13 protein-coding genes and 1 other annotated feature are annotated in these 14308 nt (G+C 50.2%); of the genes, 2 read left to right on the top strand and 11 right to left on the bottom strand.

Going from position 1 to position 14308, the window contains the following annotated elements; genetic code table 11:
* Positions 1–17 precede the first annotated feature (17 nt).
* From opp3C to KNP60_RS05695, 3 genes are all read right to left on the bottom strand, one after another.
* Positions 18–1043 carry an oligopeptide ABC transporter permease gene (opp3C, locus tag KNP60_RS05685; protein ID WP_034776938.1) on the bottom strand — a complete coding sequence of 342 codons (1026 nt, stop codon included), beginning with the start codon at positions 1041–1043 and terminating at the stop codon, positions 18–20.
* Positions 1043–1969: an oligopeptide ABC transporter permease gene (gene opp3b / locus KNP60_RS05690; protein WP_034776936.1), complete on the bottom strand. Its 927-nt coding sequence runs from the start codon at positions 1967–1969 to the stop codon at positions 1043–1045. The genes opp3C and opp3b overlap by 1 nt, the downstream gene beginning before the upstream one ends.
* 302 nt (positions 1970–2271) lie before the next feature.
* Positions 2272–3888, bottom strand: coding sequence for a peptide ABC transporter substrate-binding protein (locus KNP60_RS05695; protein WP_214797070.1), 1617 nt, complete (start codon positions 3886–3888; stop codon positions 2272–2274).
* Positions 3889–4160: 272 nt separating this feature from the next.
* Between KNP60_RS05695 and KNP60_RS05700 the strand changes: the two genes are divergently transcribed.
* Positions 4161–4529 carry a DUF3899 domain-containing protein gene (locus tag KNP60_RS05700; protein WP_214797071.1) on the top strand — a complete coding sequence of 123 codons (369 nt, stop codon included), beginning with the start codon at positions 4161–4163 and terminating at the stop codon, positions 4527–4529.
* Positions 4530–4575: 46 nt separating this feature from the next.
* Positions 4576–4783 (top strand) — a binding site (T-box leader).
* Between the two features lie 49 nt (positions 4784–4832).
* Complete coding sequence (trpS, locus tag KNP60_RS05705; protein WP_034776932.1) at positions 4833–5834, top strand: tryptophan--tRNA ligase; 1002 nt, start codon at positions 4833–4835, stop codon at positions 5832–5834.
* Positions 5835–5954: 120 nt separating this feature from the next.
* On the opposite strand, the gene KNP60_RS05710 is transcribed toward trpS, so the two are convergent.
* From KNP60_RS05710 to KNP60_RS05745, 8 genes are all read right to left on the bottom strand, one after another.
* Positions 5955–7610, bottom strand: coding sequence for a peptide ABC transporter substrate-binding protein (locus KNP60_RS05710; RefSeq protein WP_214797072.1), 1656 nt, complete (start codon positions 7608–7610; stop codon positions 5955–5957).
* Between the two features lie 203 nt (positions 7611–7813).
* Positions 7814–9346 (bottom strand): peptide ABC transporter substrate-binding protein, encoded by a 1533-nt coding sequence (locus tag KNP60_RS05715; RefSeq protein WP_214797073.1) that lies wholly within the window; start codon positions 9344–9346, stop codon positions 7814–7816.
* A gap of 66 nt (positions 9347–9412) precedes the next feature.
* Positions 9413–10645 carry a beta-ketoacyl-ACP synthase II gene (gene fabF / locus KNP60_RS05720; RefSeq protein WP_029595790.1) on the bottom strand — a complete coding sequence of 411 codons (1233 nt, stop codon included), beginning with the start codon at positions 10643–10645 and terminating at the stop codon, positions 9413–9415.
* A complete protein-coding gene (locus KNP60_RS05725; RefSeq protein WP_214763829.1) occupies positions 10642–11601 on the bottom strand; it encodes a beta-ketoacyl-ACP synthase III in 960 nt (319 codons plus the stop codon). Before KNP60_RS05725 ends, fabF begins: the two co-directional genes overlap by 4 nt.
* A 75-nt stretch (positions 11602–11676) precedes the next feature.
* Positions 11677–12381, bottom strand: coding sequence for a 5'-methylthioadenosine/S-adenosylhomocysteine nucleosidase (gene mtnN, locus KNP60_RS05730; RefSeq protein WP_029595792.1), 705 nt, complete (start codon positions 12379–12381; stop codon positions 11677–11679).
* A 55-nt stretch (positions 12382–12436) separates the two neighbouring features.
* A complete protein-coding gene (greA, locus tag KNP60_RS05735; RefSeq protein WP_029595793.1) occupies positions 12437–12910 on the bottom strand; it encodes a transcription elongation factor GreA in 474 nt (157 codons plus the stop codon).
* Between the two features lie 66 nt (positions 12911–12976).
* Positions 12977–13612 (bottom strand): uridine kinase, encoded by a 636-nt coding sequence (udk, locus tag KNP60_RS05740; RefSeq protein ID WP_034776924.1) that lies wholly within the window; start codon positions 13610–13612, stop codon positions 12977–12979.
* Positions 13613–13628: 16 nt separating this feature from the next.
* Positions 13629–14270: an O-methyltransferase gene (locus tag KNP60_RS05745; RefSeq protein WP_138859710.1), complete on the bottom strand. Its 642-nt coding sequence runs from the start codon at positions 14268–14270 to the stop codon at positions 13629–13631.
* Between the last annotated feature and the right edge of the window lie 38 nt (positions 14271–14308).

Consider the following 14308-nt stretch of genomic DNA (forward strand, 5'->3'; position numbering starts at 1 on the left):
TCCCCCTGTTTCTATAATTATTTACGCATTTTCGGGTCAAACGCATCACGCAAGCCATCGGCGAGCAAGTTGAAGCTGACCATGAGCAAGACGATGATGACTGACGGGATGACGAGCAAGTACGGGAATGTCCGTAGCTCTTTGTATCCGTCGTTGATCAACGTACCAAGTGACGCTTGTGGCGGTTGAAGTCCGATCCCGATGAAACTGAGGAACGCCTCGAAGAAGATGGCAGATGGAATCGTGAACATGAGTGTGATGATGATGGCGCCGAGCGTGTTCGGGATCAAGTGTTTGAAGATCAAACGGTTACTTGAAGCACCGAGCGTACGAGCTGCCAAGACGAACTCTTGGTTTTTAAGTTTCAAGATTTGACCGCGGACGAGTCGACTCATCCCAATCCAGCCGGTGATCGTCATCGCGAGGATGATCGTGAACACCCCTGGGTCAAAGATCAAGATGAACAAGATGATCAAAATCAAGTTCGGAACACCTGTCAAAATTTCAACGATCCGCTGCATGATGTTATCTGTGCGGCCACCGAAGTAAGCCGAAATCCCACCGTATGCGACACCGATGACCGTATCAATGATCGCAGCCATCAAACCGATGAAGAGCGAGATGCGCGTTCCTTCCCAAACACGTGACCAAAGATCACGGCCGAGGTAGTCCGTACCGAACCAGAAGTTCTCTTCGACATTTTTCTGTTCATAGAAATCGATGTCGCGTCCACCGAGGTTGGCCATCCCATCAAACCCTGCCCACTCAAGTCCAGTGACTTTAGGTGGAAGTTTTGCTTGTGAGATGTTTTGTTCATAAGCGTCACGGCCTGAAAGCATCGGACCGAACAACGCGAGCAAAACGAGAATGACAATGACTGACAACGAGAGGATGGCGGCTTTGTTTTTCTTTAGGCGCATCCAAGCGTCTTGCCAGAAGTTCAAACTTTTACCGGCAATACGTTCACCGAGCTGTTCATTCATCTCGACACGTTGGAACATGTCTTGGTCGAACTGCTCGAAATTCTTTTTATTTTCAATCATCAGTTATCCCCCCCAAGACGAATACGTGGGTCAACGACTCCGTAGAGCAAGTCGACAAGTAGAATGATAATAATGAACAAGGCCGAGAAGAAGAGCGTTGTGCCCATGATGACCGAGTAATCATTCAACGTAATTGATGTAACGAACAACTCACCAAGTCCCGGAACCGCAAAGATCTTTTCGATAACGAACGTACCTGTCAACAGGCCGGCCGTCATTGGTCCGAGAATTGTGATGGCAGGAATCATCGCGTTACGCACCATGTGTTTCCAAACGATGGCGTTTCCGGTCAATCCTTTCGCCTTAGCGAGCGTGACATAATCTTGTCCGGTCACTTCTAGCATCTCGGTCCGGACGAAACGAGCGATCGCCGCCGTGACACCGAGCGAGAGCGAGATGGTCGGCAAAATCGTATGAGCCGGTGAATCCCAGAACGCGACAGGGAGGATTTGCAACTTAACCCCTACATAGTACTGAAGGAGGGCTGCAAATACGAATGATGGGACAGAAATCCCGATTACCGATACGAACATTGAACCATAGTCGATGTACGTGTTATGACGGATGGCCGCAACAATCCCGAGGAGCAATCCGACAAACGTCCCGAGGACGAGCGCTTGAATCCCTAGTTGAGCTGAAGGTCCGATCCGTTCCATAATCAAATCCGTCACTGGCCGGTTGGCCGTACGGAACGATACGCCGAGGTCACCTTGCACAAGGTTCCCTAAGTAAGTCGCATAACGAACTGGAAGTGGATCATTGAGTCCGTAACGATCGTTCAAGAGTTGAATTTGTGATTCAGTCAATTTCTCCTGGTTTTGGTACGGCGAACCTGGAAGCAGGTCCATCAGGAAAAACGTGAACGTCGCAATCAAGAAGAACGTGATGAGGCCGTAAGTCAGCCGTTGCAGAATATAACGTCCCATAAATAAATACCCCCTGTTTTTCTAATGTGTCTATGCTTGCACCAACAGCGTCACTATGACATATTACCCTTTTCTTGAATTCACAAAATGAAAGGAATTTTCTGAAAGAATAGGTCAAACGTCATCTCAAGGCTCTTAGCACAGCACATGAAAATTGAAGAATCCTTAGTTTGTAAAGTATTCTGAATTTTCACTGTTACTACATTATACTTTACCAACAAAACATTTGAATAGTATTTTCTCTCATTTCAGGATTTTTTTTAGAAAAGGGGGGACATGCACGTTGCATGCCCCCTTCTCATTTAGTTGATATCGACGTATTTGTACTGGTAATCAGCACCGAATAGTTGACGGTTGAAGTTTTCGACGTTTGGACGGAGCAAGTAAGCGACACCAGCTTGGTAAATCGGCATGATGGCTTGGTCTTGCTCGATCAAGAGCGTCTCTGCTTCTTTAAATTTGTCATAACGGGCATCGATTGCTGTTTCAGCAGATGCTTCATCAATCAACTTGTCGTAGGCAGCAGACTTGTAGTTGATGTCGTTTTGACCGTTGTCAGACGTGAAGATGCCAAGGTTTGTGAGCGGATCTTGATAGTCAGGTCCCCAAAGGGCGAATGACATTTGGTACTCTCCGTTCGCTTCGAGCTCGAGCTTGTTGTTGAACGGTTGTTGTGAGATGTTCACGGTCACGTTCGGCAAGTTCGATTCGATTTGGCCTTTCATGTACTCTGAGATTTGTTTCGATACTTCGCTGTCGAATGAGAGAAGTTCGATTGTAGCAGCTTCGCCGCCAGTCGCTTCTTCCCAAAGTGATGCCGCTTCGTCAGCGTTCGTTTCAAAGTGCGTCACGCCTTCCGTGTAATCCGTGCCGTCTTCATACTTGATGAAGTCTTTCGGGATGAACGAAGTCGTGGCGATTGAACCGTTGTTCAAGAGTTGGTCGATGATTCCGGCTGGGTCGACCGCACGAGCGATTGCTTTACGGGCATTGACGTCAGCGAAGACTTCATCTTCATGGTTGAACTTGAAGTAACCGACGCTTGAACGAAGGCCTGTGTTATAGTCGTCGTTCTCTTGGAAAGCAGCAACTTGTTCAGATGAAAGGCCGGCGTAGTCGACTTCTCCTGCTTCATACAAGTTGACGACTGTCGATGTGTCTTTGACGACACGTACGTCTACTTTTTCCAAGGCGACGTTTTCAGCATCCCAGTACGCGTCGTTTTTCGTCAACACGTACCCTTGCTCACGATCCCACTCCGACCATGTGAATGGACCGTTGTAAATGTGGTTCTCTGGAGTCGTTGAGAAATCCGCACCCTTTTCAGTAGCGAACGCTTCGTTGATCGGTGTGAATGTACCGAACGATGTGAGCGAGATGAATGATGGGTCCGGACGCTCGAGTGTGACTTCAAGCGTCTTCTCATCGATTGCTTTCACCCCGAGGTCTTCTTTTGGAAGATCTCCTGTGTTGATGGCTTCAGCATTTTTTACTGTGTTCATGATGTACGCGTATTGTGAACCAGTTTCTGGATCCACAGCGCGTTGCCAAGCGTAGACGAAGTCGTTCGCTGTGACAGGTTCGCCGTTAGACCATTCCGCGTCGCGGAGTGTGAACGTGTAGACCGTTTCGTCTTCGTTCACTTTTGGTTCTCCTTCGGCGATTGCAGGAACGGCATTCCCGTCTTGATCCAGACGGTAAAGACCTTCCATCGTGTTGGCGATCAAGTTGAACGCGACTGCGTCCGTCGCGAGCGCCGGGTCAGCCGTTGTAATATCAGACGTGTCCGTCAAGCGGAGAACTTTTTCTCCGTTCGAAGACGAACCGCCGTCAGAGTCTCCGCCAGTCGAGCAAGCGGCGAGCACTGAACCGAGTGCCAAGATGAGTGTCATCATGAGCAAAATCGATTTTTTCTTCATTGCGATGTCCCCTTTCTGAATCGTGAAGCATGGCGTTTCGTCGGACGATAACATCTTACTTTTTCTTTAATTTTCTGAATATTTCATTTTGTATCCGACGAAAGAACGTTAGGGCTATTGTAAAAAATTTTTAATCAAACTGTCAACTCCCTAATAAACCGCTGTCATTTTCAACACGAACTTCTCGCCTTCTCCACCAAGCAACAGGTATCATAGAGCCATAGGGCGGATGACTCGATGGAGCACATCCAAGCTGAAAGGAGTTTGTCACATTGAAAAATTTTAGAAGTATATTAATCGTTTGGGGGATTGTCACAATTACCTACACGGTCTGGTCGAGCCTCTCTTATTACCAGGATGAAACGTTATTGTTTCATTTGAGCGGCGGTCTGTTCGTCGCCGGGATGCTCGTCTTTGCAATCGGTATGTTCTCTCAAATGAGCGCGTCCGGACTATTCGACGGCATCATGTACGGGTTCAAACGTAACCGACGCGCCAAGTTGAAAGAGATTGACCCGGATTACGAGGAAGACGAAGAGGCGACACCGGAAGAACGGGCCGCTCAAAAACATTCGGCTTCGCGTTGGGTGTACGTCGGCGTCGGTAGCATCATTCTCTCCTACATCATCACCCTCGTTTGACCTTCCGATTTTTCAGACGATATGCTACACTATGGCTAGAACAATAGGAAACACGATGAAGAAGACAAGTACCTCGATCCCCCTTTCCCCCAGAGAGTCTACGTTGCTGCGAGTAGATGGAGAGCGTCGAGCGAATGGACTTCGGAGTGGCTCACCTGAACGATAGTATGGTGAGACGGTCACGCCCGTTAACGCGATCAAGTGGCATGAGCTTCATGCAAATTTGGGTGGCACCGCGGTTATTCGTCCCGATTTTTCGGGCGGGGAACCGCGGTTTTTTTTATATTCTATGGAGGTGCAATCATGGCAAAAATCTTTTCTGGCATTAAACCGACCGGCGTCGTGACGCTCGGTAACTACTTAGGGGCGATGAAACAGTTTGTCGAGCTCCAAGACGAGCACGAAGCGTTCTACTGTGTCGTCGATCTCCATTCGATCACGGTCCAACTTGACCGGGTCGAGTTGATGGACAACACGCGTAAACTTGCGGCGCTTTATCTCGCTTGTGGTCTCGACCCTGAGAAGTCGACGATTTTCGTCCAGTCGGAAGTGAAGGCGCACGCCCAGCTCGGATGGATGTTGACGTGTATCGCCGGCATGGGTGAACTGAGCCGGATGACGCAGTATAAAGACAAATCCCAAAACAGTGAAAATATCGGTGCCGGCCTGTTCGTCTATCCGACGCTCATGGCGGCCGATATCCTCTTGTACGGGACAGAACTCGTCCCGGTCGGTGATGACCAAAAACAACACGTCGAATTGACGCGTGACTTGGCCGAGCGCTTCAACAAGCGATACTACGAGACGTTCACGATTCCTGAGCCGCTCATTCAAAAAGAAGGCGCCCGCATCATGAGTTTGACGAACCCGGTGAAGAAGATGTCGAAATCGGATGCGAACGTGAAAGGCTTCATCTCGATGCTCGATGAGCCGAACGTCATCCGCAAAAAAATCAAGAGCGCGGTCACAGACTCGAGCGGGATCATCAGCTTCGACCGAGAGAACAAGCCGGGAATCTCAAACTTGCTTGAGATTTATTCACTCTCGACCGATACGCCAATCGACGAACTCGTCGAACGTTATCAAGATTCGAACTACGGGACGTTCAAACAAGATGTCGCTGAAGCGGTCGTCGCCATGCTCGAGCCGATTCAGAATCGCTATCATGAACTCGTCGATTCAGCTGAGCTCGATGCGATCCTCGACGCAGGTCGTGAAAAGGCAGAAGCCGTCGCCAACAAAAATCTCGCGAAAATCGAGAAAGCGATGGGACTCAACCGGAAACGGGCCAAAGTGAAGAAATAAAAAGTAGCCGCCCTTTGCATGCAAAGGGCGGCTTGTTCGTGCAACGTGATTGGTCAAACTGAAGACACAAAAAAAGAGACAGGCGTCCCCGTCTCTTTTTTGTATGCGTGTTGTTTCTTATTACTCTTTGCCTTCGATAGATGCCCACTTGTACGAGTAGTCAGCGCCGAACGCGTGTTCAACGATTCCTTTAACGTATGGCTTCGTGAGGCGAGCCGATCCACGTTGGTAAACTGGCGAGATCGCGTTCTCTTCAAGAACGATTTTCTCTGCAGCTTGAAGGTCAGCCCAACGCTGTTCAGCATCTGTGCTTGATTTCGCAGATTCGATGAGCTTGTCGAATTCTTCGTTCGACCACTTACCACGGTTGTATGGTCCGTCAGTGACGAAGAGGTCAACGAATGTCATTGGATCCTGGTAGTCAGGGCCCCAGCCAGCGAATGTCAACTCGAACTCACCTTTGTTCTCAAGGTCAAGTTTGTTGTTGAACGGTTGTTGCTTGATTGTAAGCGTGATCCCTGGAAGGTTCTTCTCAAGTTGACCTTTGATGAACTCACCGATTTGCTTCGCAGATTCTGAGTCATAGTTGAGGAGCTCGATTTCGACAGAGTCTTGACCGAGTTCTTCAAGTCCTTTTTCCCAAAGCTCTTTCGCTTTGTCCACGTCGTAGCCACCGATGTCGCCGTTCGCTTCACGGAAGTCCGCGCCGTCTGGTCCAGTGACGAAGTCTTTAGGTACGAGGTAGTTGGCAGGGACTGAACCGTTCGCAAGGAGCGTTTCAGAGATCGCTGCTTTATCGTATGCCGCGTCAATCGCGTTACGGATGTTTTGGTTGTCGAGCGCTTCAACCTCAGTGTTGAACTGAAGGTAGAAGAGTGTTGGCTCAACGACAGTCGAGAAGTCTTCGTTGTCTTGGTATTGAGCAACGAGTTCAGAAGTCAAACCAGTGCGGTCAACGTCGCCGTTTTCGTACAAGTTAACACCTGTTGAAACTTCTTTAACGACTTTAACGTTGATTTCTTCAAGTTTGACGGCTTCAGCATCCCAGTAGTCGTCGTTTTTGACCATTTTCCAGCCTTGCTCGCGCTCCCAGCTTTCGAGTTTGAACGGTCCGTTGTAGAGCGTTGTTTCTGCAGACGTACCGAAGTTCTCGCCTTGCTCTTTGTCGAACGACTCAAGTTTAGGCATGAATACGCCGAAGCTTGTGAGGCCGAGGAAGTAATCTGCTGGTGCAGTCAATTTAACTTCAAGTGTCTGATCATCAAGTGCCTTGACGCCGACAGCGTCGCGCTCGCCTTCGCCAGTGTTGTAGGCTTCAGCACCTTCGATGATTGACATGACATAAGCATATTGTGAAGCGTTGTCCGGGTTAAGGACTTCTTTCCAAGCGTATTCGAAGTCGTTCGCTGTTACAGGCTCACCGTTAGACCAAGTTGCGCCTTCACGGATTTTGAACGTGTACGTTTTCCCGTCTTCAGAGACGTCATGATCTTCCGCGATCCCCGGTGTAGGGTTATCTTCGTCGTTCATACGATAGAGACCTTCGTTAACGTTGTTCAAGACGTTGAACGAAACCGCGTCAGTCGCGAGTGTAGGGTTAAGTGAAGGGATGTCAGAACTATCGAGCAAGTTGAGGACTTGCTCCTCGTCTGCGCCGCCTTCAGAACCTTGATTATTTGATGATGTCTCTTCTTCCCCACCCGAGCAAGCTGCTAGGAATGCGCTAGATAGAAGCGTTACCGACGTTGCTAAAGCAAAACCTTTTTTCTTATTCATTGCGATGACCCCCTGATTTTTTTCGGTTTAACGAAATGAACGATGGTAGAAAATTCAGATATCTCACTTTACAAAATTTGCTACCACAATCCCGTTGAAGCAATAATACAATATTCTGATAATTTTGCAAAGTGTTTATTTTGATTTTTCTAAAAAATTTTTATTATAGGCTAAAAGCCCGCCTAGGGAGACGGGCTTTAAGCTCATTTTTCATAAACTTTAGAAAAAGTTAGGACGTACGAAGGACCGATGACCGGAAAACCGATTTCCGCATATTTGGAATCGACTGCGTAAGATCTTCCAGCTTGGTAGATTGGGATAACGACAGCTTCTTCCAACAGCCGTTTTTCCGCCTGTCGATACGTCTCGTTCCGGTCCGCAAGTACTTCTGTCGAGCGGGCCTCATCCATCAAACGATCGAACGTTTCGTCCGTGTATCCGCTCGAATTCAAATAGTTATTTGTCTCGAATTGGGTCAAATAGGCACTGAATGCCGGGTAGTCCGGTTGCCACCCTGATAGTGACAACGCGTAATCGCCTGCGACTTCTTTCCTAACTTTGTCACCGAGCGGCAACTCGACGACGTTCACTTGAAGACCGGGAAGTTGTTCAAGCTCTGTTTCAATCGTCTGGGCGATTTGTCTCGCCTCTTCATCGACAAAGCTGAGCAACTCAATCTCGATTTCCTCTTCTTCGAGCCGATCAAGCACGTCTGCGAACAGTGTCGCCGCCTCTCCTTCAAGCGTCGGCTCCGTCTCCGTTTGATCGGTGACGAGCAATCGTTCTGTCGTCCGTTCGGCTCTTGCGAGTGACCCTTCCACTGCTTCGCGATCTAAGGAGAGCGCGAGCGCGCGTCGGAAATCGGCATCATCGAACGGATACTCGTCGACGTTCGGTTTTAAATAGAAGACGCCGCTTCGCGGAACATCAACGAGCTTACCTTCGAGTGATTCGATTGTCCCCTCGTCCGTGCCGTAAGGGATCGGGTGAATACCGTCGGGCTCTGAACTTAGACCTTCATCCGCCCAGATGATAACCTTTTCGAGCGTGACGCGATCTGCATCATAATAATCCTCGTTTTTTATCAACGTCGCCTGGGCCGCGTCGATTGACTCGATTTGGAACGGTCCGTTCGCGTCGAGTTCTTGCCACTCCCCAATCATCGTCTGCGGCAGAAAGGCCGGCATCGCTAACATCTGCTCGAACCCTTCCATCGGACGCTCGAGCGTCAGTTCAAATGTCTGTTCGTCAATCGCTTTCACGCCGAGCGTCTCTGGTTCTTTCGTCCCGAGACTGATCGCTTTCGCGTTCAATACATCTCCGAGGAGGAAACTGAACGGGGAATTCGTATCGTCATCGGCGAGCATGCGAAAATGCTCGACGAACGTTTCAGCCGTGATTGCATTTCCATTCACAGTTTGACTTGCCTTCAAGTTAAACGTATAAGTCGCCCCGTCCTCGGAACGCGTCATCGTCTCAACGAGTCCCGGTTCAATCTCACCGTCCGCTCCGAAGCGATACAATCCTTCATAAATATGCGATAACACAGTTTGCGAACTTGGATCGATCGCGAGCAGCGTGTTCGGTTGCTCCGGCAACGTCTCTCCATGGATCGTCACGATTTGTTCTTCTGGTGGTAGTAACTCTCGTGCCTGCTCTCGTTGTCCGTACCAAATAACTAAAAAAAGGATAAGGACTGAACCCAACAAGGCGGCACCGATGAAAAATCGTTTCATCTGACATTCTCCTCTCTGTTAGACCAACCCTTATACCCTACCCGTTTTTGTCACTTTTTTCTACTATTAGTCGTTCACTTTCGCGAATGCGAGCGTCGCGTTGTGGCCCCCGAAGCCAAGCGAGTTGCTCAGTGCGTACTGGATATCAAGTTCCCGATTTCCGTCACGGACATAGTCTAAATCACAATCATCAGCTGGTGTCTCACAGTTGATCGTCGGATGAATCCGTCCCTCATGAATCGATAACGCCGTGATGACGGCCTCGACTCCGCCGGCTGCGCCGAGCAAGTGCCCGATCATCGATTTAGATGAGTTGACGGCCAAGTTGTGCGCGTGGTCACCGAAGACGTTGTGGATCGCTTTCGTCTCGAGCATGTCATTGAGTGGTGTGCTCGTCCCGTGTGCGTTGATGTATTGAACGTCTTCTGGACGAATTCCCGCGTCACGAAGCGCCTCGTTCATCGCTTTTGATCCACCTTCTGCCTCAGGTGACGGCGCCGTGATGTGATAAGCGTCCGAACTCATGCCATACCCGACGACCTCCGCATACATTTTGGCTCCGCGCGCTTTCGCATGCTCATATTCCTCGAGAACGAGCACGCCCGCGCCTTCACCCATGATGAAGCCGTCACGGTTCTGATCGAACGGGCGGCATGCCGTGTTCGGGTCTGGATTCGTCGATAGTGCCTTGTTGGCACAGAATCCTGAGAATGAGAGCGGCGTGATTGGTGCTTCGGCCCCACCTGCGAACATCGCGAGGGCATCACCACGTTGGATGACTTTAAACGCCTCACCGATTGAGTTCGTTCCAGACGCACAAGCTGTGACCGAGCAGTTGCTCGGCCCTTTTGCTCCGAGGTAAATCGAAACTTGACCGCTCGCCATGTTTGGAATCATCATCGGGATGAAGAATGGGCTGATGCGACGTGGTCCCCGTTCATGCAAGATGCTCGCTTGTTTGTCGATTGTTTCGACCCCACCGATCCCGCTTCCGATCCAAATCCCGACATCGTCCGCGATTGCTTTCACATCTAGACCGCTATCCCGATGCGCAGCGTCAGCCGCAAGAATCGAATATTGAATGAATGAATCCATCTTGCGTGCTTCCTTCGGTTCGACCAAATGATCGATGTTCCATTCCTTTACTTCCGCCCCGACTTTCGCCGGATACTGGCTAATATCAATCTTTGTTAACGTATCGACTGCATTTTCCCCGTTCAACAGTCGCTCCCACATTGCCGTAACGTCGTTCCCGAGTGGGGAAACGACTCCTAATCCTGTGATGACTACTCGTTTCATGCGTTAATCTCCTCCGTGATGTTAGCGTTATTCCATGTTAAACAGCTCGCTCCCCATGTGAGCCCGGCGCCGAAGCCGGCGACGACGATCGTTTGACCGTTTGAGATTTTCCGTTGCTTGACCGCTTCGGCCAAAGCAAGTGGAATTGAAGCAGCTGACGTGTTCGCATGGTCTTGAATCGTGACGACAACTTTTGCTTCGTCAATCCCTAACCGTTCAATCGCTGCGTCAATGATACGACGGTTCGCCTGGTGCGGCACGAGGACGTCGAGGTCTTCAATCGTCTTCCCGGCCCCTTGCAACGCCTCTAAGACGATGTCAGGCATCTTACGGACGGCGAATTTGAACACTTCACGACCGTTCATGACAATCTTACCTTCTTCATTCTCATATAAGAACTTTCCGCCGGTTCCGTCACTTCCGAGAATGACCGACTCGATGGCGGCCACCTCGTCTTCGCCGAGAACGACGGCACCCGCCCCATCACCGAACAAGACGGCGGTCGAACGGTCGTCCCAATCGATCAAGTTGCCCATCTTCTCAGCTCCAATGACGAGTGTGCGCTTCAACCCTTTCGCGAACATCATGCTCTTCGCCGTATCCATCGCGAAGATGAAGCCGCTACAGGCGGCGCTAACGTCGAAGGCGACCGCTTGCTTTGCCCCAAGGTTGGCTTGCACGAGACAAGCCGTCGCCGGGAATGATGGCGCCGTCGCCGTCGCGCAAATGATCGCGTCGATATCTTCAATCGACACACCCGCACTTTGAAGCGCCCGTTCGGCAGCCTTTGTGGCCATATCGGCAACGCTCAAATCAGCGTCTGCCAAATGGCGCGCCTCGATCCCGGTCCGGGTCCGAATCCATTCGTCGCTCGTATCCATTCGTTTTTCCAAATCGATGTTCGTGATCCGGTTGTCCGGAAGGAACGAACCGATGCCAATGATTCCAATGTTCATGTTGATGACCCCTATTCTTAGTATCTGGTACTAATATAAGGGAATAAAAAAGGGATGTCAACGCATCCCTCTCGATTATTCGCTTTGACCGAGTCGTTTTGTGACGGCCATGACCATTTTCGCCGAGTTAATCGATGCCGTCTCCAAAAATTCGTCGAACGACAAGTTCGCTTCCTCATCGGCGCTGTCCGAGATTGAACGAGTCACGACGAACGGGACACCAAACTGGTAGCACGTCTGCGCGATTGGAGCGGCTTCCATCTCGACGGCGGCGACGCCATCAAAATGTCCGAGGATGTCCGCCACCCGTTTCGAGTCATTGATGAATGAGTCGCCCGTCACGATGAGGCCCGTATGGACGTTCACGTCATGGAGACTCTCGATGACTTCTTTACAGACGTCCATCAAGTGCGCATCGGCCGTATATGCCGCCGGCATGCCTGGAACTTGCCCATACTCATAGCCGAACGCTGTCACGTCGACATCGTGGTGACGGACTTCTGTCGAGACGACGACGTCGCCGACTTTCATCCCTTTTTTGAAGCCGCCGGCTGAACCGGTGTTGATGACGACGTCCGGTTTGAACTTATCAATCAAGAGCGTCGTCCCGATGGCCGCGTTCACTTTGCCGATGCCTGACTTTAAAATGACGACTTCGACGTTGCCGAGGTATCCTTCATAGAAGTGATAGTTGGCGATTTCCGTGTCTGTCCGTTCTGTCAATTCGTTGCGGAGCAAGTTTACTTCTTCTTCCATCGCTCCAATGATTCCGATTTTCATGATATGTGCCTCCTCAGAAAGAGAGCGACCTCCAGATGGATGTCGCTCGTTAGTGTTACTTGATTTCTTTAATTTCGACGACCATGTCGCCGCCTGGCGTTTGAACGTTGACCACGTCTCCGACCGTACGGCCGAGAAGCGCTTTGGCGATTGGTGATTCGTTTGAGATTTTCCCTGTGAATGGGTCGGCCTCGGCGCCACCGACGATTGTGTACGTCTCGTCTTCGTTATCTTCTTGAATGAAGAACGTTACCGTTTTCCCGATGGCGACCATCGAGTTGTCGGCTACGTCATCTTGGATGATGACGGCGTTACGAAGCATCTCTTCAAGTTGGGCGATGCGTCCTTCGACCATTGCCTGCTCTTCTTTCGCCGCATCATATTCAGCGTTCTCAGACAAGTCTCCGAAATCGCGGGCGATTTTAATATTCTCAACGACTTCTTTACGGCGCACCGTCTTCAGTTCGTTCAATTCATTTTCGATCTTAGCTTTTCCGTCTAACGTCATGTAATGTTGTTTTTCAGCCATTTCTGTCACTCCTTCATTGTCTCCTAGTATATTACAGCTAGGTTAAATTGAAAACGATTTATTTTCTTATGCCCGGTTGCGTTCTGTGAGTACCCAGCGAATCTTCGTCACGAGCAAATCGATGGCGACAAAGTTTTCTCCACCTTCAGGTACGATGATGTCCGCATAACGTTTCGTCGGCTCACAAAATTGAAGATGCATCGGCCGGACGACATTCGTATATTGGGCGACGACCGAGTCGATTGACCGGCCCCGCTCATTAAGATCGCGCTGCATCCGGCGTAGGATGCGGACGTCCGCATCCGTGTCGACGAACACTTTAATGTCCATCAAGTCTCGGAGACGATCGTCCTCGAGCGCCAAAATACCTTCGACGATGACGACGTCGACCGGCTCGATCAAGATCGTCTTGTCCGAGCGCGTGTGCGCCGCATAGTCATACACCGGTTTCTCGATGGCCTTGTGCTCTTGTAACTGCTTGATATGCTCGATCAAAAGATCGTTATCGAATGCGAACGGGTGGTCATAGTTCGTCTTATATCGTTCTTCCATCGTCATCTCTGACTGGTCTTTATAATACGCGTCTTGCTCGATCATGACGACCGATTGTCCTTTGAACGCATCCACGAGCGCGCGGGCCACGGTCGTCTTACCTGATCCGGTCCCCCCGGCCACGCCGATAATGACGGGTTTATGTTGCATCAAAGTTAAGTCCTCCTCATCGTAATTTACGACTGATTGCTAGGCCATCACCAAGGGGCAAAATTGCAGTATGATAATCGGTCCGTGCCATCAATTGCTCAGTAAACTCTTTTACGAGACGAACGAGCCGGCGGCGTCGACGGTCAAGCACTGACACATCCTCGAGCAGGACGTCCCCTCGTAAAAATAAATTATCGCTGTAAATCGTACCACCAATTGGTACTAAAGCGCCATACCCATCAAAGAATTTTTGATACTGACCTTTGGCCGCGTCGATAAAGACCGCATCGAATTCTCCTTCAATCGTCCCGATCAACTCCACCGCATCACCATGAATGACAGTGATTCGGTCCGATACGTCCGAGCGTCCGATAAAGCCGAGTGCCTCTTCGTGACGTCGTGCGTTTCGTTCGATTGTGACGATTTCTGCGTCCGGCAACAGTTCAGCCATTCGAATCGCACTGTATCCGATTGCCGTACCGACCTCAAGGATCCGTTTCGGACGTTGCATCGCGAGAAGCGACAGCAACACTTCAGATCCGGTCAAGTCCATGATTGGCACGTGATGTTCTCGGGCGAACGCCTCCATCTCCGCCAATAACGGCGATCGGGGCGTGACCAAGTTCTCCACGTAACCTTCATAGGATGAATGTTCCACGTCGTACACCTCTTACTCTCTAATCATTCAAACGACCG

This window comes from Exiguobacterium sp. s5, assembly GCF_018618075.1.
Classification (GTDB): domain Bacteria; phylum Bacillota; class Bacilli; order Exiguobacteriales; family Exiguobacteriaceae; genus Exiguobacterium; species Exiguobacterium mexicanum_A.

Coding starts and splice junctions, on each gene's coding strand:
- opp3C (WP_034776938.1), bottom strand. CDS start 1,043: ATGATTGAAAATAAAAAGAATTTCGAGCAGTTCGACCAAGACATGTTC.
- opp3b (WP_034776936.1), bottom strand. CDS start 1,969: ATGGGACGTTATATTCTGCAACGGCTGACTTACGGCCTCATCACGTTC.
- KNP60_RS05695 (WP_214797070.1), bottom strand. CDS start 3,888: ATGAAGAAAAAATCGATTTTGCTCATGATGACACTCATCTTGGCACTC.
- trpS (WP_034776932.1), top strand. CDS start 4,833: ATGGCAAAAATCTTTTCTGGCATTAAACCGACCGGCGTCGTGACGCTC.
- KNP60_RS05710 (WP_214797072.1), bottom strand. CDS start 7,610: ATGAATAAGAAAAAAGGTTTTGCTTTAGCAACGTCGGTAACGCTTCTA.
- KNP60_RS05715 (WP_214797073.1), bottom strand. CDS start 9,346: ATGAAACGATTTTTCATCGGTGCCGCCTTGTTGGGTTCAGTCCTTATC.
- fabF (WP_029595790.1), bottom strand. CDS start 10,645: ATGAAACGAGTAGTCATCACAGGATTAGGAGTCGTTTCCCCACTCGGG.
- KNP60_RS05725 (WP_214763829.1), bottom strand. CDS start 11,601: ATGAACATTGGAATCATTGGCATCGGTTCGTTCCTTCCGGACAACCGG.
- mtnN (WP_029595792.1), bottom strand. CDS start 12,381: ATGAAAATCGGAATCATTGGAGCGATGGAAGAAGAAGTAAACTTGCTC.
- greA (WP_029595793.1), bottom strand. CDS start 12,910: ATGGCTGAAAAACAACATTACATGACGTTAGACGGAAAAGCTAAGATC.
- udk (WP_034776924.1), bottom strand. CDS start 13,612: ATGCAACATAAACCCGTCATTATCGGCGTGGCCGGGGGGACCGGATCA.